This is a genomic window from Micromonospora sp. H61 (assembly GCF_018070325.1).
Lineage (GTDB): Bacteria > Actinomycetota > Actinomycetes > Mycobacteriales > Micromonosporaceae > Micromonospora > Micromonospora salmantinae.
On record NZ_JAGPXY010000054.1, the window covers coordinates 21419 to 45344 of the forward strand.

The following is a 23926-nucleotide window of genomic DNA, read 5'->3' on the forward strand; positions in this document are numbered from 1 at the left end:
CAGGCTGGTGACGAGCGTTCGGAAGACGCTCGTGGCATCAAGGAAGAGAAACCAACATGATCTTGCAGAAGCACGCGATCGGTGGTCAAGGGCTGGTGGCCTCGGTCGAGGGACTCGGCACCATGGGCATGACCGCGATGTACGGCACCCCGGACGACGCCGAGTCCGCCGCCACCGTTCACCGCGCACTCGAACTGGGCGTGACCCTGTTCGACACCGCGGACATGTACGGCCCGCTCACCGGGGAGGAACTGCTCGGCCGGGCGCTGAGAGGGCGTCGCCACCAGGCCCTCATCGCGACCAAGTTCGGCGGTGTGACGTTCGACGATGCCGGCCGCATCATCGGCGGCGCCAACGGGCAACCTGACTACGTGCGCAAGTCGCTCGACGGATCGTTGCGCCGGCTCGGCACCGACTACATCGACCTGTACTTCCAGCACCGGGTCGACCCGAACGTACCGGTCGAGGAGACCTTCGGCGCGCTCGGCGAACTCGTCACCGAAGGCAAGATCCGGTACCTCGGGATCAGCGAGGCGTCGCCGGAGAGCATTCGCGCCGCGCATGCCACCGCGCCACTGTCGGCGGTGCAGACCGAGTACTCGTTGTTCACCCGAAATGTGGAGACCAATGGTGTGCTCGACACAGTGCGAGACCTGGGCATCGGGTTCGTGGCGTACGCGCCGTTGGGCCGTGGTTTCCTGACCGGCTCGGTTCGTGGTCTGGAAGACCTGCCCGAGAACGACTGGCGTCGTACCTGGCCGCGGTTCGCCGAGGAGAACCTCCGGCAGAACCTGCTCCTGGTGGACCGGATCCGCGCCATCGCGGAACAGGCGGGTGTCACGCCCGGCCAGCTCGCGTTGGCCTGGGTGCTGGCGCAAGGTGACCACGTCACCGCAATCCCCGGCACCAAGCGTCGGACGTATCTGGAGGAGAACGTCGCCGCCGCGCAGCTCAGGATTGATGCCGGCTTGCTCGATGAACTCAGCGCCGCCGCTCCGGTCGGTGCCGCCGCCGGGGAGCGCTACGCCGGACCGGCCATGGCCGCGATCCAGGAGTAGCTTCCGACATCGACGGGATCTTCGCGGTGCCTCCAGCAGCGCTGGTGGCACCGCGATCCGGAAAGGGCAGTTCGTGGCGCGAACCGAACTCGGCGACTTCCTGCGGGCTCGCCGGCAGGCACTCCGCCCGGCTGACGTCGGGCTCCCACCACGCGGGCGGCGCCGCACCCCCGGCCTACGCCGTGAGGAAGTCGCACTCCTGGCAAATGTGTCAGTCGACTACTACGAACGACTCGAGCAGTCGCGCAACACCAACCCCTCGCAGGCTCTACTCGGCAGCCTGGCCCGGGCGTTGCGGCTCTCCGTCGACGAACGGGACTACCTCTACCGCCTCGCCGGACATCCCGCGCCGACGACCTCCAGCGTCAGCGGGTACGTCGACCCCGCGATGATGTTCCTCCTCGACGCACTCACCACGGTGCCAGCACACGTCATCGACGACCGGACCACCGTCCTCGCCCAGAACGCCCTCAGCCGCGCGCTGTTGGGCTCCTGGACCGACGGTGGCGACCAGCAGTCGAACGTGACCTGGCGCTGGTTCACCCACCCCGAATCCCGCGCGCTCAACGTGCCGGAGGAGCACGAGGCGATCGGCCGCGCATACGTCGCCGACCTACGCGCAGCCGCCGCCCGCAGCGGCCACGACCCCGTATCCGAACAACTGATCGCCGATCTCACCACTGTCAGCCCGGAATTTGCCCAGTACTGGTCCGACATGCAGGTCGCCCCGCTACAGACCACCCGCAAAATCCTCGTCCATCCGCAAGCCGGACGGCTGGACGTACAGTGCGACTTCGTTCTCAGCACCACCACGGGTCAGCGCCTGGTCATCTTCCGGCCTCAACCCGGCACGGCCACCGCCGACAACTTCGACTTTCTGCGCGCCCTCGGCGAACAATCCTTCGACAGTTCCTGAATCGCTACGCCGATTCCGTCACCGCGATGGCGCGGTGGGCCGCTCCTGGGCGGCGTCTGGTCCCCAACTGGCCAGCAGTCGCAGCGCCTCCTCCGATCGCGACCCGGGCTCGGCGTGGTAGGTGCTCAGCATTTGCTCCGGATCACCGGGGAGCGCGAGTGTCTCGTAGCGCACTGTCAGCTCACCCACGAGCGGATGTGACAGGCGTATGACGCCGTGCGTCTTCTTCTTGACATCGTGGGTGGCCCACAGTCTGCGGAAGTCCTCGCTCTTCAACGACAGTTCGCCGATCAGGGACGCCAGCGACGGGTCGTCGGCATGTCGGCCGGCGCCCAGCCGTAGTTGTCCCACCACGTCGTACGCCTTGGCTTCCCAGTCAGGAAACAACTTTCGGGACGCCGGGTCGAGGAAAGCGATCCTGGCCCAGTTCCGGTCCGATGAGGTACGGGCTGCCCAGTCACCGAAGAGGGCGGAGGCGGTCTGGTTCCAGGCCAGCACATCAGTGCGGGGCCCCCATACGTACGCTGGCACGCCTTCCAACGCGGCGAGCAGTTCTCGTATCTCGGCCCGTACCTGTTGGTGTGGCGGCCTGGGTCGGCGCTGATGCCGCTTGGGCTGGGCCAGGCGCACCAGATGGGCGTGCTCGGCTTCGGAGAGGTCGAGTACGCGGGAGATCGCGTCCAGCACCTCACGCGAGACATTGCGGGCGTTGCCCTGCTCGAATCGCGTGTAGTACGCCGCGGAGACCCCCGCGAGTTGCGCGAGTTCTTCCCGGCGCAGACCGGGGACGCGACGCCGTCGGCTGTAGTCGGTCAGCCCAACATCGGCCGGTTTGCGGCGGGCCCTGCGGGTGCGCAGAAACTCGCTCAGCTCCGCGCGGGGGTCGAGCCCTTGCTGCGGCTTCGGTTCGGTATCCGTGCCCGAAGTGGCTGAGAAATCGGTGTGAGTGACGTGGCGAGCTGCCATATCTCGATTATTCCACGCAGTTCGCACCTCAACCTGTCCCTGCCAGTGGTAGCCACACGAGACGTAGGCCAAGCAGGTGGCTGGCTAGCGCCGCGCCCTTGAAGCACGCTCGATGTGACCTGAAGAAACAGCTTGCAAGCCCATCCGGTGCACGCTGGCTTTCCGTCATCAATCCGCCCGGACGGCCTCGCCGCCCTATTTTCGAAAGAGCACCATGACCATCACCGCATTCAAAGACCTGAGCCCGACGACCGCGCGGCCGGGCCGCCTTCCGGGAATGGCATTGTTCGGCCTTTTCCTGGCCGGCTTTATCAGCATCCTCACCGAATGCCTTCCGGCGGGCCTCCTGCCGGAAATGAGCCGCACTCTGAACACGAGCGTCTCGCTCACGGGCCAGACGGTCACGATCTACGCGCTCGCCACAGCGCTCGGCGCCATCCCTCTCGCGTGGGCGACGGCCAGCTGGTCGCGCAAGCATGTCCTGCAACTTGCCTTGGTCGTGGTCGCCGTCACCAACGCGCTCACCGCGCTGTCCGAGAACTACACGCTGACGATGGTGCTGCGCTTCGTCGCCGGGCTGGGAACCGGACTCATCTGGCCACTTCTCGGTGGCTACGCCGCCCAAATCGCGCCAGAGGGACGACAAGGCCGAGCCATCGCCATCGCCCTCGCCGGAACCCCGATCGGGCTGGCCTTGGGCGTCCCGCTGGGAACCTGGCTCAGCAGCCTCGGGGGCTGGCAACTCGCCTTCTACGCCGCTGCTGCCGTGACCGTCATGACCATGGCCTGGGTCCTGGTGGCCGTCCCGAACCTGCCCGGACAACCGGTAGACGCCCGCTTCAGGATCTCGCAGGTACTGGTCGTGCCCGGGCTGCGGCCCATTCTGTTCGCGCTGGCCACGTACATGATCGCTCACAATCTTCTCTACACGTACATCACCGACCTCCTGCTTCAGCTGGGGATGGCCGACCAGACCGGCTGGGTGCTGTTCGCCTTCGGAGTCACCTCCGTGCTCAGCGTTCTCGTGGTCGGAACCCACATCGACCGACACCTGCGCAGGCTTGCCGTGAGCAGCACCCTGCTCTTCGGGGCCAGCGTGCTCGTCCTGGGCGTCGTCGCGGACGCACCGGCGCTGGTCTACGTCGCCGTCGCCGCATGGGGCTTCGCGTTCGGTAGTTCCCCGAGCCTGTTCGTGGGCGCCACGATCAACGCCGCCGGAGAAGCTGCGAACGTCGCTCAGTCGATCACCATCACGGTCTTCTCGGCTTCTATCGCGACCGGGGGTCTCATCGGTGGCCTCCTGCTCGCCGGCCTGGGCACCGCCTCGATCACCTGGGCGGCACTCATCCTCCTGATCGTCGCGGCCGCAACTGTCATCGGCAGCGCCAAGTACGCGTTCCCCAGGAACGGCTGAAGCCGGGCGGCAGCGGTCGCTTCGGGAGCGAAGCTCTTGGTCGTCATACGCAGCCGTGACCGCGTCACGCCAGTTGGCGGGAGTGGGACGGCTGAGGTTCAGCGCGGCCGCGACGGCCTCGGCATCCCGGTCACGTATGGCGAGCCACTCAAGCTTGTAACCGAAGCCGAGCGCGGCATCGGGAACCATCAGCGGTTGAGGTAGGCGGCCAGGCCACCGAGTTCCTCGCTGGCGATGAACACCGACCGCACGTTGAGGATGGCTTCCTCGACGTGGGCGGGGCAGCCCCACGCCGCGTCACCCCACGAATCGGCGATCTTGACCTCGGCTGGCGCGGTGCACCCGGCGGCGCCGCCGAGCTGGCAGTGCTCGGGGTGCGGCGTGGCGGCCTGCGCGGCCGCGGCGGCACGCATCTGGGTGGCGAGTTCAGCGGCGGCGGTGGCGCGCTGCTCGGCCTCGGCGCGCAGTTCCCGCTCCACGCGCAGCACCTTGGCCAGCTCGTCATTGGCCGACTTGGCGCGTGCCTCGGCGGCGAGTTTCGCCTGCTCGATGTGGTGGCGTTCGATGGCCAGGGCTGCGGTGCCGGCGAAGAGCCGGGTGAGGGCGAGGTCGGTGTCCTGCGGGACGCGCGGGGTGCGGTGATACATCGCGAAGGTGCCCAACAGGCCGCCGTCGCGAGCCAGGATCGGCGTGGACCAGCAGGCCGCCAGTCCGGCCTGGTCGGCCAGGTCCCGGAAGTCGTCCCAGAACGGATCGGTGGCGATGTCGGTGACGATGACTGGTTCCCGCCGGTGGGCGGCGGTGCCGCACGAGCCGACACCTTCGCCGGTCGCGATGCCGTCGATGGCCTTGTTGTAGAAGTCGGGCAGGCTCGGCGCGGCGCCGTGGCGCAGGTGCCGGGCGTCGGAATCGGCGAGCAGGACGGAGACGAGCACCTCCTGCGGTGCGAGGTTCTCGATACAGCGGGCCATCCCGTCGAGCACCTCGGTCAGGGGTGCCTGACGGGCGATCTGCTCCAGCAGGGCACGATGTTCGGCCATCAGCCGTTGGGCATGCTTGACCTGCGTGGTCTCCACGCCGAGCACACGGATCCCGGGCACGGTGCCGTCGGCGTCCCGACGCGGCTCGTAGGTGAAGTCGAAGAACGCCTCCCGGGCCTGCGGGCCGCTGCCCAGCAAGACCCGGACGTCACGGCCGGTGTACGGCTCACCCGTGCGGAAGACCTGGTCCAGGAGCGCGATGAATCCCTGACCGGCCAGTTCGGGCATCAGCTCGGCGATCGCCATCCCGACCCGGGCCCGTTCTTCGCCGATGGTGGCGAAGAACGCCGGGTTAGCCGTCTCCACCAGATGCGACGGCCCCGCCAGAGACGCGAAGACGGCGATGGACTGCCCGAACAACGCCCGCAGGTCCTCCTCCGCTGCCTGCTCGGCATCCGCCGAACCCGCAACAGCAGTAGACCGTTGGTCTGGTACGGCGGTCATGGTGTGGGTCTCGCCTCTCGTCTGCGGATACGGGCAACGACCGACGGCGCCACCCTTAAGTGCGGGTGGCTGCGGTGCGGCGGAGTTGGTTGGGGCCACCGCCGGTGCAGCGTACCCATCTGCCCGACATTCAGGTCCTACCCACCAACCACGCACCGCAACCTGTCGCCCGAACAGCGCGTCGCCCGGGGGGGTCAGATCCGCTGCTTCCACCAGGGGTCGCCGGGATCGGCCCAGGGGTTTGGGCAGGGTTCGACTGAGGAACAGATCATCGGCCGCACCGACGACCCGCCGCAGCTCCCGCGCTGTTTTTCCGGTCAGCGATCGCAGGGCGATGTCCAGCACCTCCCGATAGTCCGAGGTGCAACCGCAGGGGCAATCGTCCAGCAGGTCACGGGCAGGGCCTCGTACCTTGTCGGTCCAGCCCCGAAGTGCGCGGCCGACATCACCGGGATGCAAGCGGTTGTTGTGGCGCTCCAGCCGAACGACGTCGGCGACGGCCTTGCCGGAATGCCGTGAAAGTGTGCACGGGATTCGTGCACCTGTCGACGATTGGGTTTGGCGGCGCGTAGCGCCCCAGGTCGCCTACGCGGCACGGTCCCTTCGCTGTGCGGTCAGGCCGGGAAGTATGCCAGAGGGGACGACGATGGTCCGAGGCCAGACAAAGCCTCGACGGCACGCGCGGTTCCTGCGACGGCCGACAATCAACCCTAAAGCGCCGCAGTCAGCAGTTCGCACGTGGCGTCGTCGAAGGCGACCAGGCGAACACGCTCAACCTTTGCCGGCGTTGCTCTGATGGTCGAGATTGCGATCTTCGCTGCCTGGTCGCTCGGAAATCCGTAGACGCCAGTGGCGATGGCGGGGAAGGCGACGCTGCGAGCGCCAATCTCGTCGGCAACCTCAAGGCTGCGCCGATAGCACGACGCCAGAAGGTCGGCCTCGCCGTGGCCGCCGCCTTCCCAGACCGGGCCAACGGTGCCGCGGGTTTCGGAATTCAGATCAGGGCTGCGGCGAGGGCGCGGAACGCGTCGGCGGGGAACGTCGTGTCGTCGCCGCCGTTGAGCACCTGGATCGCCACCTCGTCCGCGCCGGCCTGGTAGTGCTTCTCCAACCCGGCCACCACCTTCTCGACGCTGCCCCACGGGATCAGGGCGTCGACGAGGCGGTCACTGCCGCCGTCGGCGAAGTCCTCGTCGGTCCAGCCGAATCGCCGCAGGTTGTTGGTGTAGTTCGGCAGCGCGAGGTACCCGCTCGTGTACTGGCGGGCGGTGGCGCGCGCGGTGGTGGCGTCCGCGTCGAGGACCACCGCGACCTCGGGGGCGAGCAGCCGGTCCGGTCCGATTGCCGCCCGGGCTTCGGCGGTGTGCTCGGCAGGGACGAAGTACGGGTGCGCACCGGTCGAGCGGTCGCGGGAGAGTTCGAGCATCCGCGGGCCCAGTGCGGCCAGGATGCGCCGCTCGGGCGGAAGCCCGGCCGCGTCGAGGCCGTCGAGGTACTGCACCATCCGTGAGTACGGCTTGCGGTAGTCGGTGCCGCCGCTTTCCACCACCACCGCGTGGCTGGCGCCGAGACCGAGCAGGAACCGGCCGGGGTGCGCCTGCTCCGCGTCCTTGGCGAACGCCGCTGCCTCGGGGGGCGACGAGTGCCAGATGCTCAGGATGCCGGTCGCGACCCCGATGCGGGTGGTCCCGTCCAGGATCTCCCGGAAGCGGGGGGCGACGTTCTCGCCGAAACCACCGGAGAACCAGATTCGTGAGTAGCCGAGATCCTCCAACTCGGTCGCGGCGTCGATGGCCGCGCCCTTGCTCTCGCTGGCAAGGAAGAACGGTTGCCATACGCTGACGAGTCGTTGTGCCATGCGGCAACCCTACGACCGATCGGTCGCTGACCGCGTCAGCTAGCGCTCCCAGCCCGATGTGAACCGGCCGACAGGGCCGCCGGCAGAGTCTGTGGCCCCCCGCGCCGATCCCTGACTCACGGCGTCAGGCCGGCCTGGATCGCCAGGATGGCGGCTCGTACGCGGTCGCGGCTGCCGGTCTTGGCCAGCACGTTTGTCACGTGGGTCTTGACGGTGCTCATGGACAGGTAGAGGCGTTCGGCGATCTCGTTGTTGTTGAGTCCGGCGCCGATCAGGGCGAGCACGTCGGTCTCCCGAGCGGTCAGCTGGTAGGCCGCCAACTCCACGCGGGTGGCCGGCCCGGTCGCGCGGACCCGGTCGAGGACGGCGCCGGTGACCTCGGCGGAGAGGACCGCCTCGCCGGCCGCGACGGTGCGCACCGCGGCGATCAGGTCACGGGCGCTGGACCGCTTGAGCAGGAACCCGCGCGCGCCGGCGGCGATGGCGTCCAGGACGTAGGCGTCGTCGTCGAAGGTGGTGACGACGATGACGGCCGGGGCGTGCGCGATCGTGGCCAGCTCGCGGGTGGCCTGCAGGCCGTCGAGCACCGGCATGCGGATGTCGACGAGGGCGACGTCGATGCGCGAGTCGCGACGTACGGCGTCGAGGAACTGTCTGCCGTCGGCCGCCTCGGCCGCGACCTGGATGTCGGGTTGGGATCGCAGGATCAGGCTGAAGCCGTCCCGGACCAGCTCCTGGTCGTCGGCGATCGCGACTCGGATCATCTGTTCGCCACCGGCAGGTTGGCCTGCACCACTGTGCCGCCACCGGGGCGCTGGCTCAGCTCCCAGCTCCCGCCGCGCGCGGCAACGCGTTCCCCGATGCCGAGCAGACCCGAGCCGCTCGTGGGTGCGCGGGGCGGCCCGATGCCGTCGTCGCTGATCCGTAGGCGGGCGTGGTCGCCGACGCGGGCCAGTTCGACCCAGGCCGCCGTGGCTTTCGCGTGGCGGGCGATGTTGGTGAGGGCCTCCTGGGCGATGCGGTAGGCGGTCAACACGCCGATCTCGTCCAGGCCCGGCTCGGGGTCCAACTGGACCCGCACCGTCACGCCCTGCTGGCGCAGCGGCTGGGCGAGCAGCTCGTCGATGTCGGACAGGCGCGGCGGGGCGCTCACCGCGATCGACGCGTCCGGATCGCGCAGGTGTACGACGAGCGTGTCGAGTTCGCTCAGTGCGGTGCGGCCACTGCCCGCGATCGCCCGCAGCGCCGCCCCCGGGTCGTCACTGAGCTGCCCCGCCTCGGCCTGCACCACCATCGCGGTGACGTGGTGGCCGACCACGTCATGCAGCTCGCGGGCCAGGTTGGTGCGCTGTTCGAGCCAGGCGGCCTGGCCGCGCAGGTCGTCCGTCTCCCGGGTCAGGGCGTGGCCGCGTGACCACGATCGCAACAGGATCGCCAGGAGGTAGCCGGCCGTCACGAAGAAGAACGGCTGCTCGTACACCCCTCGCTCGTTGAACAGTGCGGTGGTGAGGGCGCCGGCCGCGCCGATCAGGCCACCCACCCACCCCAGCCAGGGGTGTCGGGCCGGATCCTCGCAGACCGAGACGAACACCAGGCCGGCGGCCGCGAGGCCCAACTGCACCGACTCGCCGGTGCTCACGATCGCCACGAACCCTGCGCAGACCGCGAAGACCAGGGTTCGGTAGCGGGGGCGCAGCGCCGTGGCTCCGAGGCCGACCGGCAGCACCAGCCACGCCCAGCCCGCCGGCACGGACACGCCGTCCTCGACGGTGGTGACCACGGCGGCGATGATCAAACCAACCGCACCGTACGCGAGCCGGCGCACTCGCTCGGGGTCGCGCAACCGTTCGCGGATTCCAGTCGTCACCCGCACAGTCTCCGCGACCAGCCGGAAGAGCGGCCAGTACCCAGGTACCGGATCGGCCGGCACCCCGGTACCGCCCTCGCAACCAGATCGGCACCGCGGCACGTTCCGCGAAAACGCTCGCCGGACGACTCTGCGGGAGTGACTCTCGTTGACTCCCGCGCCGCCATCACCGTCGGCCCGCTTCGTACGGTTCCCAACTACATCACCGCCGTTCGCACGGTCGCCGCCGTCACCGTCGGTATCGTGGCCCTCGTCTCCGGGTCGGTGGCATTGATGGCGGTATCGTACGGTATCTACTGGATCGGTGACGTGCTCGACGGCTGGGCCGCCCGCCGACTCGGACAGGAGACCCGGGCCGGGGCCGTCTTCGACATCGTGAGCGACCGCGCGTGCACCGCCGTACTCTGCGTGGGCCTCGTCTCCCTCGTGCCGGACGTCGCGGTCGTGGCAGTGGTCTTCCTGCTCTCGTTCCTGGTGCTGGACACCATGCTGTCGCTGGCGTTCCTGTGCTGGCCGGTGCTCAGCCCCAACTACTTCCACCTGGTCGACCGGCGGGTGTGGGCGTTGAACTGGTCACCACTGGCCAAGGTCGCCAACACCGCCGGCGTCATCGGCGCCATCGCGTTCGGGCAGTACCTGCTCGCGCTGGGCGTCGCCGTCGCCGTCGTCGCGGTGAAGCTGTGGTCGGTCGCAGCGGTGGTCCGGCTGCTCGAACGGGACGGCCGGGCATGAGCAGCCTCGCCGAGGCCGTGGTGGCGCTCGGCTACGGTGTCGCTTCGGCGCTCGTCCCGATCGTCAACGCCGAGGCCTACGCCGTGGTCGCCGGGCAGCGCGGCGGCCATGCTCTCGTCGCCGTGGTCGCCCTGGCGCTGGGGCAGACCGCCGGCAAGTTGCTGTTGTTCGAGTCGGCGCGTCGAGGGTCGGGGCGACTGGCCCAGAAGGTCGCGAAGCGGGGAAAGCCGGGGCGCGCGGCGGCTCGGGCCGCGCGGTGGACCGAGCCGATCCGACGCTGGCTCTCCCGCCGCCGCACCGCCCTACCGACAGTGCTGGCCTCCGCCGCGGTCGGGGTTCCACCGTTGGCCGTCGTCAGCCTCGCCGCCGGCACCGCGGGCCTTCGACGCTGGGAGTTCGCCGTCGCCTGCCTTTCCGGGCGGGTGATCCGTTTCGCAGTGCTGGTCCTGCCGGTGGTGCTGGCCTGACCCCGGGGCCCGGTCAGAGGAGTCGACCGTCGTGGGCGAGCAGGGCGATCTGGGTGCGGTTGTCGAGATCCAGCTTGGTCAGGATGTGCGAGACGTGGGCCTTCACCGTCGTCACGCTCATCAGCAGCTCGCTGGCGATCTCGGCGTTGGAGCGCCCCTGCGCGATGGCCAGCACGACGTCGCGTTCCCGGGGTGTGAGCACTGCCAACCGCTCGTGCGCCCGCTCGTAGGACTCGGCCCCCGACGCGACCCGCTGCATGAGGCGGCGCGTCACGCCCGGAGACAGCATCGGGTTGCCGGCCGCCACCGCGCGGACCGCCTGGCTGATCTGCTCGGGCGGGGTGTCCTTGAGCAGGAAGCCGCTCGCGCCGGCTCGGAGGGCGCGCACCACGTGCTCGTCGGTGTCGAACGTGGTGAGCACGATGATCTCGGGCTGCCGGTGGCGGCGGCGCAGGCGCTCGGTGGCGGTGATGCCGTTCACGCCGGGCATCCTGATGTCCATCAGCACCACGTCGGGCAGGTGCCGATCCACCGCCGTGATCGCCGTGGCGCCGTCGGCGGCCTCGCCCACCACCACGATCCCGTCGGTACCGTCGAGCATCAGCGTGAGCATCCCCCGTACGAGAGGATCGTCGTCGACGATGACGACCCGGATCGGACCCGTCACGTCGGCCACGGCAGCCACGCGGTGAGGTGGAACCGGCCCGTGGCGTCGACGTGGTGGGCGACCCGACCGCCGGTGAGCGCAGCCCGTTCGGCGAGGCCGATCAGGCCGGTACCGGCGCTGACGGTGGCACCGCCGTCGGGCGTGGTCGGGTTGCTCACCGCGATGCTCAGGCCGGCGCCGGGCGCGCCGCCGAGCACCAGCCGGACCGGCTGACCAGCGGCGTGCTTGCGGGCGTTGGTCAGGGCCTCCTGCGCGATCCGGTACGCGGTGCGGCCGACCGTCGGGGGGATCTCGACCGGCGGACCGAACGGGTCGTCGACCTCGATCTGTTGCCCGGCGGCCCGCGCCTCGTCGACCAGGCGCGGCAGGTCGGCGAGGGTCTGCCCGGGTGGTGCGTCGGTCGGCGACTCGGTGTCGTCGCTGCGCAGCAGGGTGATGACCTCGCGCAGCTCGTCGAGGGCGTGGTGTGCGCTGGCCCGGATCACCCCGGCGGCGGCGCTGAGCCGCTCGGGCGGCGCGTCCGGCCGGTACTCCACCGCGCCGGCAGCCGCCGCCAGCAGGGACAGCCGGTGGGCCAGCACGTCGTGCATCTCCCGCGCGATCCGGCTGCGCTCCGCCGCCCGCGCCTCGTCGACCCGTCGTTCCTGCTCCTGCTCGGCCCGTCGGGCCCGGTCCCGCAGCGCCGCCAGCAGGGCGTTGCGGGCCTGCGCCCAGGTGCCCCAGCCGAGCAGGGCCGCGTAGGCGATCATCATCAGCACCAGCCGCCACCCGTACGGCAGGCTGGGCACCGGCCGCCAGAACGCCTGCACCGCCTCGCCCGCCACGCCGACCGCCGCCACCGCCGCCGCTTGCCGAAACGGTCGGTTGCGGGCAATGAACAGCACCGCGAAGCTGGCCACCGGCGTGGCCACCGGAGACAGCGCGACGAGCAGGCCAGCCAGCACGCCACCGATCTGCGGGCGGCGGACGACCACCGGTACGAGGGCCAGGGCGGCCATCGCCAGCGCGACGTCGACGCCGACCAGGCCGGCGGAGCTGGACCGGGTGGCGGACCACAGCATGGTCGCGACGAGGACGCCGATCGCCACGGTCGTCAGGACCACCGGGACGGAACGCCACGTCCGCGGCGGCTTGACCTCGCACGTCGCCGCATCCACACGGCGCACGCTACTGGGCTCGCGGCCGGCCGGACCACCTCCTTTGGTAGTACGCCGGGCCGCCAGCGGGCGTACCCGCCGTGGCGCCTGGACCGACGCGTCCGGCCCGGTCCGGTCCACAGACTCAGACCATGACGAACAACCTTCTCCTGGGACGGGCCGCGGTGGCGGCCGGCGCGATCATGGTGGCGGTGGTCGAGTTCGCGCTCCTGCACTCGGCGGCCGGCGTCGACCTGGCGGTCAGGTCCGCGGACTCGACCCGGCAGATCACTGTGGCCGCCGTCATCGTGGCCACCGCGGTCGCGGCACTGGCCGGCTGGGCGCTGCTCGCGGTGCTGGAACGCCGCACCAACCGCTCCCGCGTCTGGTGGACCTCGATCGCGGTCGCCGTCCTGCTGCTGTCGCTCGTGGTCGGGCCGCCGAGTGGCGTCGGTGGGGGAGCGAAGGCGACCCTCGCGCTGCTGCACCTGAGCGTCGGCGTCATCCTCATCCTCGGCCTGCCCCGGTCTCGTCCGGGAGGGGCGAGCCGATGAGCACGCTGACCGTGCGCAGAGACGTCGACTCCGGGCCAGGTGCTCAGACGATGCGACGGAGCACCGTCTCCACGGCGTCGATCAGCGGATCCCCCTCGGTCCGTGGGTGCCGGGCGAGACCGACCTCGACGTCCGGCAGGACGGGCAGGGCATCCGTGTCACGGCAGATCATGACCGGTTCGAGGTTCGCGGGCATGAGCGCCGCCACGCCGAGCCCGGCCCGCACCGCGGCGAGGACCCCGACCAGGCTGTTGCTCTCGAAGGCCACCCGCCAACGCCGATCGGCACGCTCCAGCGCGTCCAGCACCGACGTACGCCAGGAGCACGGGTTGGAGAAGAGCACCACCGGCAGCGGATCGGCGCTCACGTCCACACCCTGCCCGGTCGCCCAGACCAGCGGGGCGTGCACCGTCCAGCGCGGCGGCCCGGGAATGTCCGGTACCGCGTCGAGCACGAGTTGGACGCGGCCCGCGTCGTAGGCCTCCCGCATGGCGGCGTTGGAGCAGCTGAGCACCTCCAGCGTCGCGCCGGGATGCAGTCGGGCGAGGTCGGCGAGGGCCTGCGGAAGGTGGGACGCGGCGAGGTCTTCGAGCAACCCGACGCCACAGTGGCCGGTGAGCGCGCGTCCAGTTTCGGCGAGTGCCTGTGCGGAGAGCGAGAGGATGCGTTCGGCGTACGGCAGCAGCTCCTCGCCCGTCCGGGTCGGCGAGACACCGGACGACGACCGGTGCAGCAGCGGACGACCGACGACGCTTTCGAGCTTGCGCAGCTGCTGGCTGAGACCGGGCTGGGTCTGCCCGAGCGCCGTCGCCGCACGGCTGATGCTGCCCTCCCGCACGGCGGCGACGAACGACCGCAGCAGGGCGGTCTCCAGGTCCCTGGTCATAAGCAATCATTATGCCAGCCTCAACGAAATGGCCTCTTCTTATGGCGGGCGGGCGGAACTAGCGTCAACCGGGTGACCAGCTACCGGCAGGTGCTCGCCGTGCCAGGGATGGCACCGCTGCTGGGCGTCTCGTTGCTCGCCCGCACCGCGATAACGGCCGATGTGATGGCGCTGACCCTCTTCGTCGTCCTCGGCCTGGAACTGAGCTACGCGGCGGCCGGTGGGGTCGCGGCGGCCCTGACCGCCGGAGTGGCGCTGGGCGGGCCACTGCTCGGCCGCATGATCGACTCACGGGGCCTGCGCCTCGTCCTGCTGGTGACCGTCAGCGCGCAGGTCGTGTTCTGGCTGGGCGTGCCGGTCCTGCCGTACGGGTTCCTGCTGGTCGCCAGCTTCGTGGCGGGCCTGTTGATGGTGCCGGCCCAGGCGGTGAGCAGACAGGCGATCGCCGCGATGACGACGGGGCAGCAGCGCCGGGCCGCGTTCGCGCTGGAATCGGTGCAGGGCGAGCTGTCGTACATCGTGGGCCCGGCGGTGGTGATCCTGGGCGCGGCGACGGTGTCCCCCGACGTGGTGGCGTGGGGGGTCGGTGCCGCGATCCTGGCCGGCGGTGTCGGCATCGCCCTGCTCAACCCACCGATGCGCGCCCAGGACGAGACGGACGCCGCCGCGGCGGAACGACCCCCACGCCGGCAGTGGCTGGACGCCAGGATGATCGCCGCGCTGACGATGGCGTTCGGGACGACGACGCTGCTCAGCGGCGTCGCCACGCTGCGGGAGGCAGGTCAGGTGTCCTGGGCCGCCGTGGTCGTCGTGGTGTTCGGCGTGTCGTCGGTCATCGGCGGGCTGGTCTACGGCGCGCTGACCCGGCCACTGCCCACCTGGCTGCTGCTCGCCCTGCTCGGGTTCGTGACGATTCCCGCCGGGCTGGCCCACGACTGGCGGTGGTTGTGTGTGGCCGTCGTCGGCAGCGGACTACTCACCGCGCCGACCCTTGGCACTGTGGCCGACGTGGTGAGCCGCCTGGCGCCGCCCGGTGTGCGCGGCGAGGTGACGGGTCTGCAATCGTCGGCGCAGAGCGCCGGTTTCGCGCTCGGAGCCCCGCTCGTCGGCGTGGCGATCGACCTCTCCGTGCCGGCGGGCGGTTTCGCGACGGCCGGCCTTGCCGGCCTCGCCGCCGCGGGCACCGGATACCTGCTGTCCCGCCGCTCGCCTGCGCGGACGGCGGGAACGAGTACGCCGATCACCGCGTAGACACGGGTGATGTGGATCGACAGTAGGAACGCGCTCACGCGCTGCTCGGTTCGTCGGTCACGCGCGTCCGCGACAGCCGCCAGGCTTCCCGATCGCAGGCGAGTCGGACCGGCGTATAGCTGGGGGACTGGCGACGGTCGGCTCCGGCGCGACGACGCGCCCGCGACGTGCGTCCACGGCGAGCAGCGTGAGGGCGGCCAGCGTCAGCAGTCCGCCCGCGAGCGCCAGCGGGCGTGCCCCCGAGGTGGGCAGGAGGGCACCGCCGAGCAGTGATCCGCCGGCGATGCCGGCGTTGAAGGCGGTGCTGACACCGGCCGACGCGATGTCGGTGCTGCCCGGGGCCAGTTGCAGCATCCGGTTCTGCACTGCGGAGCCGAACGCCGCGTACGCGAGGCCGATCCCGGCGAGAAGCGCGACCACGCCCGGCTTGAGCGCGCCGAGCACGTACAGCCCGAGCAGCGAGGCCGTGCCGATGCCCAGCGGCGTCAGCAGCGAAGCGATCGGTCGGGTGTCCAGCGTCCGGGCCGCGACCAGGGTGCCGACGACGCCCGCCGCGCCGGAGACGAACAGCAGCGGCGCCAGCACCGCGTCGGCGAAGCCGCTGACGTCGAGCAGGAACGGTGTCACGTAGGTCTGCAGGGTCATGAAGCCGCCGATGCCGAGGGCGGTGGCGATCAGCAGTACGGCGAAGCGCCGGCCGTCCGGTGCGCTGCCCCGGGCAGCGCCGCCGGCGGCCGGAGGATAGGAGGGGAGAAGGAGCAGCACCGCGGCGGCGATCGCCACACCGATCCCGGCCAGCACCGCGAACGCCGCGCGCCAGCCGGCCTGCTGCCCGAGCCAGGTGCCGAGGGGTACGCCGAGCACCGGGGCGAGCGTCGCCCCGGTCGCGAACAGCGCCACCGCCCGGCCGCGCACCGCGACCGGGAACGGCCCGATCACTGTCGCCGTGGCGACGGACCAGAACAGCGCCTGGGCGAGGGCGGTCACCAGGCGGGTGCCGGCCAGCACTGCGTACGTCGGTGCGAGCGCGGCGGCGGCGTTCGCGGCGGCGAACAGGAGCATCGTGACGCCGAGCAGGTGCCGCCGGGGGACGCGCTGAGTCAGTCGGGTCAGCGGCACGGACGCCAGCACCACCACGACGGCGTACCCACTGACCAGCAGGCCCACCTGTGAGCGGGACCGGTCCAGATCGGGTGCGATGCGGGTCAGCAGACCGACGGGCAGCAACTCGGTCGTGATGAACGCGAACGCGGCGAGGGAGAGCGTGACGAGCACGGCCCTGGCCCTTCGCGGCGACACCTCCGGTGCCATGGTCCACCCCCCATTCCAGGTGGTCACCGTAGTGGAGGGCACGACTCCCGCTCCGCGCGCGGGCCTCGGCTACCGTCGACCGGATCGGCTGGCCGGGCCGGTCGCCGCGATCGGCGGCCGGCCCTGTGGTCACGATCGCGTCCGGAACGGGGCAAGGACGGCGCGGATCTGATCGGCCGCGCCCCAGTCGTCGTCGAACTGGGCCAGCACGGCGAGGTGCTGTCGCAGCTGGATGACCGGCATCCGGGCCTCCCAGTCGGCGTCGAGCGAGGTCAGCTCGGCGTAGACCTCGAACATCCGTCGCGCCTCGGGCGGGGGCGAGGTGGACCACACGTGCGCGAGGTCGACCTCGGCCCAGACGTACGACACGGCCGGGTCGATCAGCGCCGGCTCTCCGTCCGCGGTGGCCAGGACGTTCTGTGCCCACAGGTCGCCGTGCGTCAGACACGCCGGACGCTCCGGCAGCAGGTCGGGCAGTCGGTAACAGAGCCGTTCCAGCGCCGACCGGTCCTGCGCGTCGAGCGCCGCCTCGACGCGGGGCTCGTCGAGCCAACGCAGCAGCCGGTGCTCTGCGAAGAAGGCGAAGCCGTCGTCGTTCCACGTGTTGACCTGCCGGCGACGGCCCAGCCAGTTGTCGTGGTGCCAGCCGAAACGGGGATGGGTCGTGCTCAGGTGCAGGCGGGCGAGCAGGTGTGCGAACTGCTCCCAGAAGGCCTCGCTGCGTGGCCTCTCGCGCAACACCGACAGCACCAGGACGTCGCGATCCGCCAGGATCACCTCGGGTGTCGCCACACCGCCCAACTCGCGCAGGGCGGCCAGCCCTTCGGCCTCGGCGACGAAGACGTCGTCGGCCGGCGGGTCGGCGAAGCCCTTGACGAACACCGGTGGGGCGTCCCGGCGGGTGGCGATGCCCGCGAGCGCCGCGAGCCCGCCGGTCACCGGCTGCACCGAGACGACCTCACGCATGCCGGCCAGGTGCAGACGCTCCAGCAGGGTCACGGGACGCTCCTCAGGTCCGGCGTACGAGGTCGCCCGATCCTATGTGGCTGGTCACGGCTCGCCCCGCCGGTGGTGGGGGTGTTGGACACTGCTGGGCATGGGTGACGTGTCGGTGGATCAGCAGCGGCTGGAGCGGATCGTCCGGGAGTTCGGCGCTCGGTGGACGACGGCCGCCGCCGACATCGAGACCTACCAGGCGGCACAGGTCTCCGACGCCAGTCACCGCGAGGTGGTCGGTCCGCTGCTTGCTGCCAGTGGGGCCAGTGGAGTTGTCCGGGTCGGGGGTCGGGAGGTCGCGGCCTGGGGCGACCCGGACGTCCCGGAGATGGCGTTCAGCGTCACCAAGTCGGTCGCGTCGGTGGTGGCCGGCCTGGCCTTCGACGACGGGCTGTTGGTGCCGGACCAACCGGTGCACCAGGTCGTCGACGTTCCCGAGTTCCGGGGGCCGCACAACGAGCAGATCACCTGGCGTCATCTGTTGCAGCAGTCGAGCCAGTGGGAGGGCGAGCTGTGGGGTAAGCCGACGGCCGTCGACGCGCAGAGCTTCCGCGAGCGGACCGAGGTGCACGGCACACCCCCGGGCCAGGGGTGGGCGTACAACGACGTACGGATGAACCTGCTCGCGTACGCGCTGACGCTGCTGTTTCGCAGGTCGCTGCCGGAGGTGCTGCGGGAGCGGATCATGGACCCGCTGGGCGCCTCCGACCGGTGGTCATGGCACGGGTACCGGACGAGCGTCGTCGACCTCGACGGCCGCCGGGTCGAGGTGGTCTCCGGCGGCGCGCACTGGGGCGGGGGACTGATCGTCCCGGCCCGGGACCTGGCCCTGATCGGGCAACTCTTCCTGGACCGGGGGACCCATGCCGGGACCCGGCTGCTCAGTGCCGAGTGGGTTGACCAGTCCTGGGCCCCGTGCCCAGTGAAACGGGAGTACGGCTATCTGTGGTGGCTCAACGATGAGCAGGTGCCGTGGCCCGGAGCCCCGACGACCGGCCGCAGCGCCCGGGGCAACGGCGGACGACACCTGCTGTGGGTCGACCCGGCCCGGGAACTCGTCCTCGCCTCCCACTGGACCGAAGAACCGCTCGATCTGATCCGGGAGGTCTCTCGTACCGTCACGCGCCCCACCGGCTGACGGGAGTTGATCCACCGGTGGGCGCGGTCGAGGATCGATGTCGTGGATCTGCCTCGGGACCGGGTCTCGCTGCTGGGCGAGCCGGACCGGCTACCGGGTTGGTTCGTCCGGACCGACGACCAGCCCCACGTGCTCGAACTGCGCCAGGAAGGGGTCACGCAGACCGCGAGGCCAGCAACCGAGTAACCGGATGGTGCCGACGGTCCGTGCCCGATCGGCAGGCCGGCCAGTGGCGTTCCCAGGAAGGCCGCTTCGATCTGGTTGAGGTCGTCTCGCACGCCGACAGCTTTGCCGATCACCCGAAGTGGTCGGCCAGCTTCGTCAGTTTGCTGACGTAGGCCGGCCAGTCGTAGTCGTCGGGGATGTTGGTGTTGGTCCGCCGGAGGCCGATCGCCGCGTCGTGCTGTTCGCGCATGATGTCGGCGTGCCCGGCGTGCCGGGCGAGATCGCAGGTCACGTGGATGATGATCCGCTGTAGCGTCACGTCCTGCCGACCTGGCCGCCACCACGGCACCTGCCCCGGCGCGTCGAGCGGTAGCTGGTCGATCGTCTGGTCGGCGAACGCGCCGACCCGGCGATACAGGTCGATCAGCCCGTCCTTCGTCTCGTCCTCACTGGCGTACCAGTCTGCCTGCGGGTCCTCGTCGAACGCCGCAATGGGGACCAGTTCGTCGGGCGTCGGGAATTCACGACCGAAGGTGGGCCCGAAGTAGCCGGCTTCGACATTGAGGCAATGCTTGAGCGCACCCAGCAGGTTGTTGCCGGTCGCCGTGCGGGGCAGCCTGACCTCCCGTTCGCTGAGCCCGTCGAGCTTCCAGACGAGGTCTTCGCGGTTCTCCCGGAGGTAGTGGTGCAGCGCGGCCTTCGCATCGTTCAGATCAGCCATGCGGGCCAGTCTTCCCTATCCGCCGGGCCCGGTGGCCCGGGGCCCGGCGGGCCGGTGCCGGGGCACCGGCCCACCGATCGACTCGATCTACCCCGGGGCGTCAGCCTCCGGTGCAACTCGCTGTGGTTCCGCTGCCGCTGCCGCTGCCGGTGCCCTGGAAGCCGAAACTGGTGGCCTGACCTGCGGCCAGTCGCCCGTTGTAGCTCTGGTTGGCGACAGTGATGGTTCCGCTGGTACCGCTGCTGACCCCGTTCCAGAGCGAGCTGACCGACGCGCCGCTCGGCAGGGTGAGGGTGACCCGCCAGCCGGTCAGCGCTGTGGTTCCCGCGGTGACGCTGACGTTGGCGACGAACCCGCCGTTCCACTGGTCCTGGACGGAGTAGGCCGCGGTGCAGCCGGGGGTGCCGGTCGGTGGCGGGGTGGTGGGCGGCGGCGTGGTCGGGGGCGGGGTGGTGGGCGGCGGCGTGCCGTCGTCGAGTGTCAGGTTCTTCTGCTGGACGCTCCACTGGCTGCGGCACAGACCGCAGTCGGCGCCGACGAAGTTGCGGCCGGCGGTGGCGTCGCCCTTCAGGCGCCACTTGAGGTAGAGAGTCGCCACCCGGCCGAACTCGCCGCCGTTGGCCTGGTCGTAGGTGCCGCCATGCCCGACGTTCAGGTTGCCCATGAAGGCGGGCAGGCCCGCGGGCAGCTTGCCCCAGTCGTCCATGGCGTTCGGGTAGGCGATGTCACTGGGCCCGCCGACGAAGTAGGCGATCGGCTTGGTCAGTCTCCTGAGCTGGTAGTCGTCGGCGTCGTTGAGCAGACCGCTGCTGAAGATGCCGGTCGTGGTGACGCGCGGGTCGTTCGACACGGCGTACGCCTCCAGGCCTCCGCAGGAGAAGCCCGCGACGGCGACCTTGCTCGTGTCGATCTTGTTGTAGTACTTGCTGCCCTGCCGGGAGTTCTCCGCGACCGCCCAGTCGACGGACTGGGTGAGCATCTGGGAGGTGGTGGAGCCGGATCCGTTCGGGGCGCCGTTGGCGATGGCGAGGAAGCCGTGGGAGGCGATTTCGCGAAGGAAGTTGCCCTGGGAGAGGCCGTTGGCCGAGCAGCCGCCGTTGCCCCACACGAGGATGGGCAGGCGTTCGGACGGGAGGGTCTGCGGCCGGAAGATGGTGTGGTTGGCCAGGGTGGCCGAGGTTTCGTAGTCGGCGGGGTAGGGGCCGGACCCGCCGATGGCGGCGGACGCCGGTGTCCCGCCGAGCGCCATGATCACGGAGGTGACCGGGACGATGGCGGCCGCCAGCCCCGCGTAGATCCTTGCTCGCCTTCTCATTGAATCCTCCAGGAACAGTCACGGTGGCGCTCCCCGCGGTGGCGGTGGTGTCACTCGCGCCCCGACGACAGTGGTCAGCGCTGGCCACGGGTCTGGTCGACGTGGGCGCGTCGCGGCCTGGGCGACGGCCGTGCCCTCGGTCGCCGCTGCCCGCTCATTCAGCGCCGGCGACCGCCCGGCCGCGGTCCCTACAGGCGCTCCGATGGGAGCTGTATGCAGTTACTATCACTGTCGCAACGAAAAGTGTCAATGTATCGTCGGCTCTGACCGGCCGGGACGTCGTCAGCCGGCGAGTGGGCCGCTGCCGTGCTTTCCGCCGGTCGGCTCCGGCCGTGAGGGATCCCTCGACGCCTGGAAGTGGGTGATCCACAAGCCGGCATCCGGCCAGTGCGGCGTCGCCACCTCGACCAGACGCGCCTGAGCGAGCGAGCCGAGCGTGGTGTGGATGTCCAGGAAGGTCTCCCTGGCCTCCTGGCGAGGCCAGGGCTCAGGCAGCAGGTGCGGGGGGAGATCCGGGTCGACGTCGGCGAACTTCCGCCAGGAATCCATCGCCGACGTCCGAGCCACCAGCGCCCGGGCCGGGCCCACCTTCCCGTTGCGCGCGGCTGCCCGCAGCTCCGCGTACTGCTCGATGAAGGTCGAGTACGCGGAGGCGAGACTGGCCAGGTCGTACGCGGAGGCCGGCCCGTGTGGCCCCGCCTCCTCGTCGAACCGGGCGTGCAGGACCGACCAGCGGGCACCCCCGACGTGGTGCAGCAGCTCGCGCAGCGCCTCGCGCGCCGGCACGGCGTCGGATCCCGGCCGGATCCACACACTGTCGTACAGGCCCACGAACCCCAGTGCGGTCAACGCCCTGCGGAGCGCATGACGGGACGCCTGGCCGGCGTTCGGAACGGAGAAGGAGGCCAGCACCCATTCGCCGGTCCAGGGCGCCGGGTGGGAGCCGAAGTTCAGGAAGTGCCGCATCCGGGAGCGGTGCTTGGCGATCGCCTGCGGCGTGAGGTGGTAGACCGGCGACCGACCCCTCCTTCGCGTCGCAATGAGACCACGCTTGACCAGCCGGGACAGCGCGGCACGGGCGCTGGACTCGCTGATCCCGAACTCCCGCAGAATCGCGATGACCGCCGTCGACGGCAGGTCGGCGTCAGAGGAGTCGAGGTATTCGCCGAGCACTGTCGTCAGCAGATGCTGGGGGCTCGACCCCGCCTGGGCCCGGGGCACTCGGACGTCGTCGGCGTTCACCTCATCAGACTGCCGCACCCGGATACCCGCGGCATGTCCGGTGCGGCGGGGCAAGGCGCCTTCCGGGGCGGGTGGAGGCACTATCGTTCTGGCGTGCAGATCCGTTTTGACGTCCCCGCCGATCCCGCCTACCCGAGCCGGGTGGCCGCCGCGCTCGGCAACGTCCGGCTCCGCAGATTCGGCTACATCGGAGCGGTCCTGGCCACGGTCGGGGTCATCGGTCTCGTCGTCTCGCGGGGGTTCGGGTGGGGCGAGCGGAGTTCGCCGCTGTGGACCGCGCTGGTAGTGGCCGGCGTGCTGTCGATGCTGTACCGGCCGTGGGTGCTGGCGCGCGCCCGACGCCGCTCCGGTAGCTACGCCGTCGAGGGCGCCTACGACATCACCGATGACAACATCATGATGCGCAGCGGCTCGGAGTCCGGCGGCATCGCCTGGGACGGGGTTGCCCAGGTGCGGGAAGCCGGAGATTTCTGGGTCGTGTACGTGGGCCGAATGCCGGCGACCGTGATCCCGCGCTGGCTGATGTCGGCCGAGGACGCCGAGACGTTGCGCGCCCACATGACCGAACGAGGGCTGCTGCCCCGTCGGTGAACCAGCCTGCCGCCGGCCCCTGGGGGATCGGACTACCGCGTCCGAGCCGGTCGCGAAGGAGCACCGAGGAGCCCTTCGTGTCGGCATCTCCGCACCTGACGGTCGGCGGCTACCTATTCTCGACGGGGATGTACCAATCCGAGTAATGGCCGTCGGCCCGACGCCTGACAGGAGGCCGTCATGAGCACCAAGGATCGACCTGAGGGGATCAGCCCCACCGCGGTGGAGTCGGCACCCGGGCTGTGGCGGATCGATCTGCAACGGCACGACCTCAGCGTCCCCGGGCGAGAGGTCATTCAGACTCGGGTGGAGTTCACTCCGGATTCGCCACCGTTCAAGCATTTCCACCCCGGCGAGGAGATCATCTGCGTTCTGCAGGGAACCCTCGAGTATCGGCTGGAGGGGCAGCCACCCATGGTGTGCAATCCCGGCGACGCGCTCACGGTTCCGTACGGTGTGCACCACCAGGCCCGCAACGTTGGCGACGGTATCGCTGTCGAACTGGCCACGTACGTCGTCGAGAAGGGGAAACCACTTCTCACCAAGGTGGATTGAGATCTCCACGGCCAGCCGTGGCCAGCGCGTCACCCCCCAGCGCCCGGGGGTGCCAGGACAGCGGCGGCAGCGCGACTCATAAGGTGAACGGATGTCGGTCAAGCAGGTCCAAGTGACATTCGACTGCGCCGAGCCTGTGCGCGTCGGTCGTTTCTGGTGTGAGGTGTTGGGGTACGTCCCGCCGCCGCCCCCTGAGGGGTTAGCCACCTGGGACGATGTCGATTTCGAGCAGGGTTCGTGGTTCGCGTGCAGTGACCCGTCGGGGGTGGGCCCGCGGCTGTACTTCCAGCGGGTGCCCGAGGGCAAGGTCGTCAAGAACCGGGTGCACCTCGACGTGCGGGTCGTCACCGGGCTCGTGGGCGAGGAGCGCCTGGCCGCCCTCGAGGCCGAATGCGCGCGGTTGATCCCCCTCGGCGCGGTACGCGGGCAGCTGTTGCTCGCCGACGGCGAGAACGAGTCGTGCCTCAACATGCAGGACGTCGAGGGCAACGAGTTCTGCCTCGACTAAAGCGTGTTTCAGGAGTCGTGGTGGCTGGTGAAGGTCCCGGCGTGGCGGTGATCGACAATTGAAGAGGTCTCCGGTATCTGGTTCTGCGACCAAGCAAGAACTTCATACCGGAGACCTCGTGGCCGCCT

At 70.4% G+C, this 23926-nt stretch carries 25 protein-coding genes and 1 pseudogene; 12 read left to right on the plus strand and 14 right to left on the minus strand.

All coding sequences use genetic code 11. The features are described from left to right. Window positions 1-56 precede the first annotated feature (56 nt). Together KBX08_RS23505 and KBX08_RS23510 are read left to right on the plus strand one after the other, a co-directional pair. Window positions 57-1058 (plus strand): aldo/keto reductase, encoded by a 1002-nt coding sequence (locus tag KBX08_RS23505; RefSeq protein WP_210785556.1) that lies wholly within the window; start codon window positions 57-59, stop codon window positions 1056-1058. A 73-nt stretch (window positions 1059-1131) separates the two neighbouring features. Next, on the plus strand, window positions 1132-1974 hold the full coding sequence (locus KBX08_RS23510; RefSeq protein WP_210785557.1) for a helix-turn-helix transcriptional regulator: 843 nt from the start codon (window positions 1132-1134) through the stop codon (window positions 1972-1974). An 18-nt stretch (window positions 1975-1992) separates the two neighbouring features. On the opposite strand, the gene KBX08_RS23515 is transcribed toward KBX08_RS23510, so the two are convergent. Beyond that, window positions 1993-2940 (minus strand): helix-turn-helix transcriptional regulator, encoded by a 948-nt coding sequence (locus tag KBX08_RS23515; RefSeq protein ID WP_210785558.1) that lies wholly within the window; start codon window positions 2938-2940, stop codon window positions 1993-1995. Between the two features lie 214 nt (window positions 2941-3154). Here KBX08_RS23515 and KBX08_RS23520 point away from each other — a divergent pair, with 214 nt between their 5' ends. Next, window positions 3155-4354: an MFS transporter gene (locus KBX08_RS23520; RefSeq protein WP_210785559.1), complete on the plus strand. Its 1200-nt coding sequence runs from the start codon at window positions 3155-3157 to the stop codon at window positions 4352-4354. Between the two features lie 188 nt (window positions 4355-4542). Here KBX08_RS23520 and KBX08_RS23525 read toward each other — a convergent pair whose 3' ends face one another. The 5 genes and pseudogenes from KBX08_RS23525 to KBX08_RS34775 form a co-directional block, all read right to left on the minus strand. Beyond that, complete coding sequence (locus tag KBX08_RS23525) at window positions 4543-5838, minus strand: GAF domain-containing protein (protein ID WP_210785560.1); 1296 nt, start codon at window positions 5836-5838, stop codon at window positions 4543-4545. A gap of 710 nt (window positions 5839-6548) precedes the next feature. Then, window positions 6549-6815, minus strand: a pseudogene (locus KBX08_RS23530) (macro domain-containing protein); the annotation flags it as partial. 17 nt (window positions 6816-6832) lie between these two features. Beyond that, window positions 6833-7696: a TIGR03620 family F420-dependent LLM class oxidoreductase gene (locus KBX08_RS23535; RefSeq protein ID WP_210785561.1), complete on the minus strand. Its 864-nt coding sequence runs from the start codon at window positions 7694-7696 to the stop codon at window positions 6833-6835. A gap of 116 nt (window positions 7697-7812) precedes the next feature. Continuing rightward, window positions 7813-8460, minus strand: a complete 648-nt coding sequence (locus KBX08_RS23540; protein WP_210785562.1) for a response regulator transcription factor — start codon at window positions 8458-8460, stop codon at window positions 7813-7815. Further along, window positions 8457-9563: a sensor histidine kinase gene (locus KBX08_RS34775; protein WP_210785563.1), complete on the minus strand. Its 1107-nt coding sequence runs from the start codon at window positions 9561-9563 to the stop codon at window positions 8457-8459. The genes KBX08_RS23540 and KBX08_RS34775 overlap by 4 nt, the downstream gene beginning before the upstream one ends. A gap of 138 nt (window positions 9564-9701) precedes the next feature. Between KBX08_RS34775 and KBX08_RS34780 the strand changes: the two genes are divergently transcribed. Further along, window positions 9702-10295 (plus strand): CDP-alcohol phosphatidyltransferase family protein, encoded by a 594-nt coding sequence (locus KBX08_RS34780; RefSeq protein ID WP_210785564.1) that lies wholly within the window; start codon window positions 9702-9704, stop codon window positions 10293-10295. Continuing rightward, a complete protein-coding gene (locus KBX08_RS23555; RefSeq protein ID WP_210785565.1) occupies window positions 10292-10762 on the plus strand; it encodes a VTT domain-containing protein in 471 nt (156 codons plus the stop codon). The genes KBX08_RS34780 and KBX08_RS23555 overlap by 4 nt, the downstream gene beginning before the upstream one ends. 13 nt (window positions 10763-10775) lie before the next feature. Here the strand turns inward: KBX08_RS23555 and KBX08_RS23560 are convergent, their stop codons facing one another. Beyond that, window positions 10776-11438 carry a response regulator transcription factor gene (locus KBX08_RS23560; RefSeq protein ID WP_210785566.1) on the minus strand — a complete coding sequence of 221 codons (663 nt, stop codon included), beginning with the start codon at window positions 11436-11438 and terminating at the stop codon, window positions 10776-10778. Further along, complete coding sequence (locus KBX08_RS23565) at window positions 11426-12586, minus strand: histidine kinase (RefSeq protein ID WP_307850621.1); 1161 nt, start codon at window positions 12584-12586, stop codon at window positions 11426-11428. Before KBX08_RS23565 ends, KBX08_RS23560 begins: the two co-directional genes overlap by 13 nt. A 131-nt stretch (window positions 12587-12717) precedes the next feature. Between KBX08_RS23565 and KBX08_RS34000 the strand changes: the two genes are divergently transcribed. After that, on the plus strand, window positions 12718-13119 hold the full coding sequence (locus KBX08_RS34000; protein ID WP_247669928.1) for a DUF6069 family protein: 402 nt from the start codon (window positions 12718-12720) through the stop codon (window positions 13117-13119). A gap of 43 nt (window positions 13120-13162) precedes the next feature. On the opposite strand, the gene KBX08_RS23575 is transcribed toward KBX08_RS34000, so the two are convergent. Further along, window positions 13163-14005, minus strand: coding sequence for a LysR family transcriptional regulator (locus tag KBX08_RS23575; protein ID WP_210785567.1), 843 nt, complete (start codon window positions 14003-14005; stop codon window positions 13163-13165). A gap of 72 nt (window positions 14006-14077) precedes the next feature. On the opposite strand from KBX08_RS23575, the gene KBX08_RS23580 reads away from it, so the two are divergent. Then, the gene (locus KBX08_RS23580) at window positions 14078-15256 is read left to right on the plus strand and encodes an MFS transporter (RefSeq protein WP_210785568.1); all 1179 of its coding nucleotides are present in this window, start codon (window positions 14078-14080) and stop codon (window positions 15254-15256) included. A 57-nt stretch (window positions 15257-15313) separates the two neighbouring features. Here the strand turns inward: KBX08_RS23580 and KBX08_RS23585 are convergent, their stop codons facing one another. Both KBX08_RS23585 and KBX08_RS23590 read right to left on the minus strand, forming a co-directional pair. Then, complete coding sequence (locus KBX08_RS23585; RefSeq protein WP_210785569.1) at window positions 15314-16567, minus strand: MFS transporter; 1254 nt, start codon at window positions 16565-16567, stop codon at window positions 15314-15316. A 129-nt stretch (window positions 16568-16696) separates the two neighbouring features. Next, window positions 16697-17566, minus strand: coding sequence for a fructosamine kinase family protein (locus tag KBX08_RS23590; protein ID WP_307850623.1), 870 nt, complete (start codon window positions 17564-17566; stop codon window positions 16697-16699). Between the two features lie 97 nt (window positions 17567-17663). Here KBX08_RS23590 and KBX08_RS23595 point away from each other — a divergent pair, with 97 nt between their 5' ends. Continuing rightward, window positions 17664-18701, plus strand: coding sequence for a serine hydrolase (locus tag KBX08_RS23595; RefSeq protein ID WP_210785570.1), 1038 nt, complete (start codon window positions 17664-17666; stop codon window positions 18699-18701). Window positions 18702-18743: 42 nt separating this feature from the next. Next, the gene (locus KBX08_RS23600; protein WP_210785571.1) at window positions 18744-18887 is read left to right on the plus strand and encodes a hypothetical protein; all 144 of its coding nucleotides are present in this window, start codon (window positions 18744-18746) and stop codon (window positions 18885-18887) included. A 109-nt stretch (window positions 18888-18996) separates the two neighbouring features. Here KBX08_RS23600 and KBX08_RS23605 read toward each other — a convergent pair whose 3' ends face one another. From KBX08_RS23605 to KBX08_RS23615, 3 genes are all read right to left on the minus strand, one after another. After that, on the minus strand, window positions 18997-19587 hold the full coding sequence (locus KBX08_RS23605; protein ID WP_210785572.1) for a DinB family protein: 591 nt from the start codon (window positions 19585-19587) through the stop codon (window positions 18997-18999). Window positions 19588-19687: 100 nt separating this feature from the next. After that, complete coding sequence (locus KBX08_RS23610; RefSeq protein ID WP_210785573.1) at window positions 19688-20902, minus strand: cellulose binding domain-containing protein; 1215 nt, start codon at window positions 20900-20902, stop codon at window positions 19688-19690. Between the two features lie 282 nt (window positions 20903-21184). Then, a complete protein-coding gene (locus KBX08_RS23615) occupies window positions 21185-22144 on the minus strand; it encodes a PaaX family transcriptional regulator C-terminal domain-containing protein (RefSeq protein WP_210785574.1) in 960 nt (319 codons plus the stop codon). Between the two features lie 93 nt (window positions 22145-22237). On the opposite strand from KBX08_RS23615, the gene KBX08_RS23620 reads away from it, so the two are divergent. The 3 genes from KBX08_RS23620 (at window position 22238) to KBX08_RS23630 (ending at window position 23798) form a co-directional block, all read left to right on the plus strand. Next, window positions 22238-22735: a YcxB family protein gene (locus KBX08_RS23620; RefSeq protein WP_210785575.1), complete on the plus strand. Its 498-nt coding sequence runs from the start codon at window positions 22238-22240 to the stop codon at window positions 22733-22735. Window positions 22736-22915: 180 nt separating this feature from the next. After that, window positions 22916-23290, plus strand: coding sequence for a cupin domain-containing protein (locus KBX08_RS23625; protein WP_210785576.1), 375 nt, complete (start codon window positions 22916-22918; stop codon window positions 23288-23290). 91 nt (window positions 23291-23381) lie between these two features. Continuing rightward, complete coding sequence (locus KBX08_RS23630) at window positions 23382-23798, plus strand: VOC family protein (protein WP_210785577.1); 417 nt, start codon at window positions 23382-23384, stop codon at window positions 23796-23798. Window positions 23799-23926: the final 128 nt, after the last annotated feature.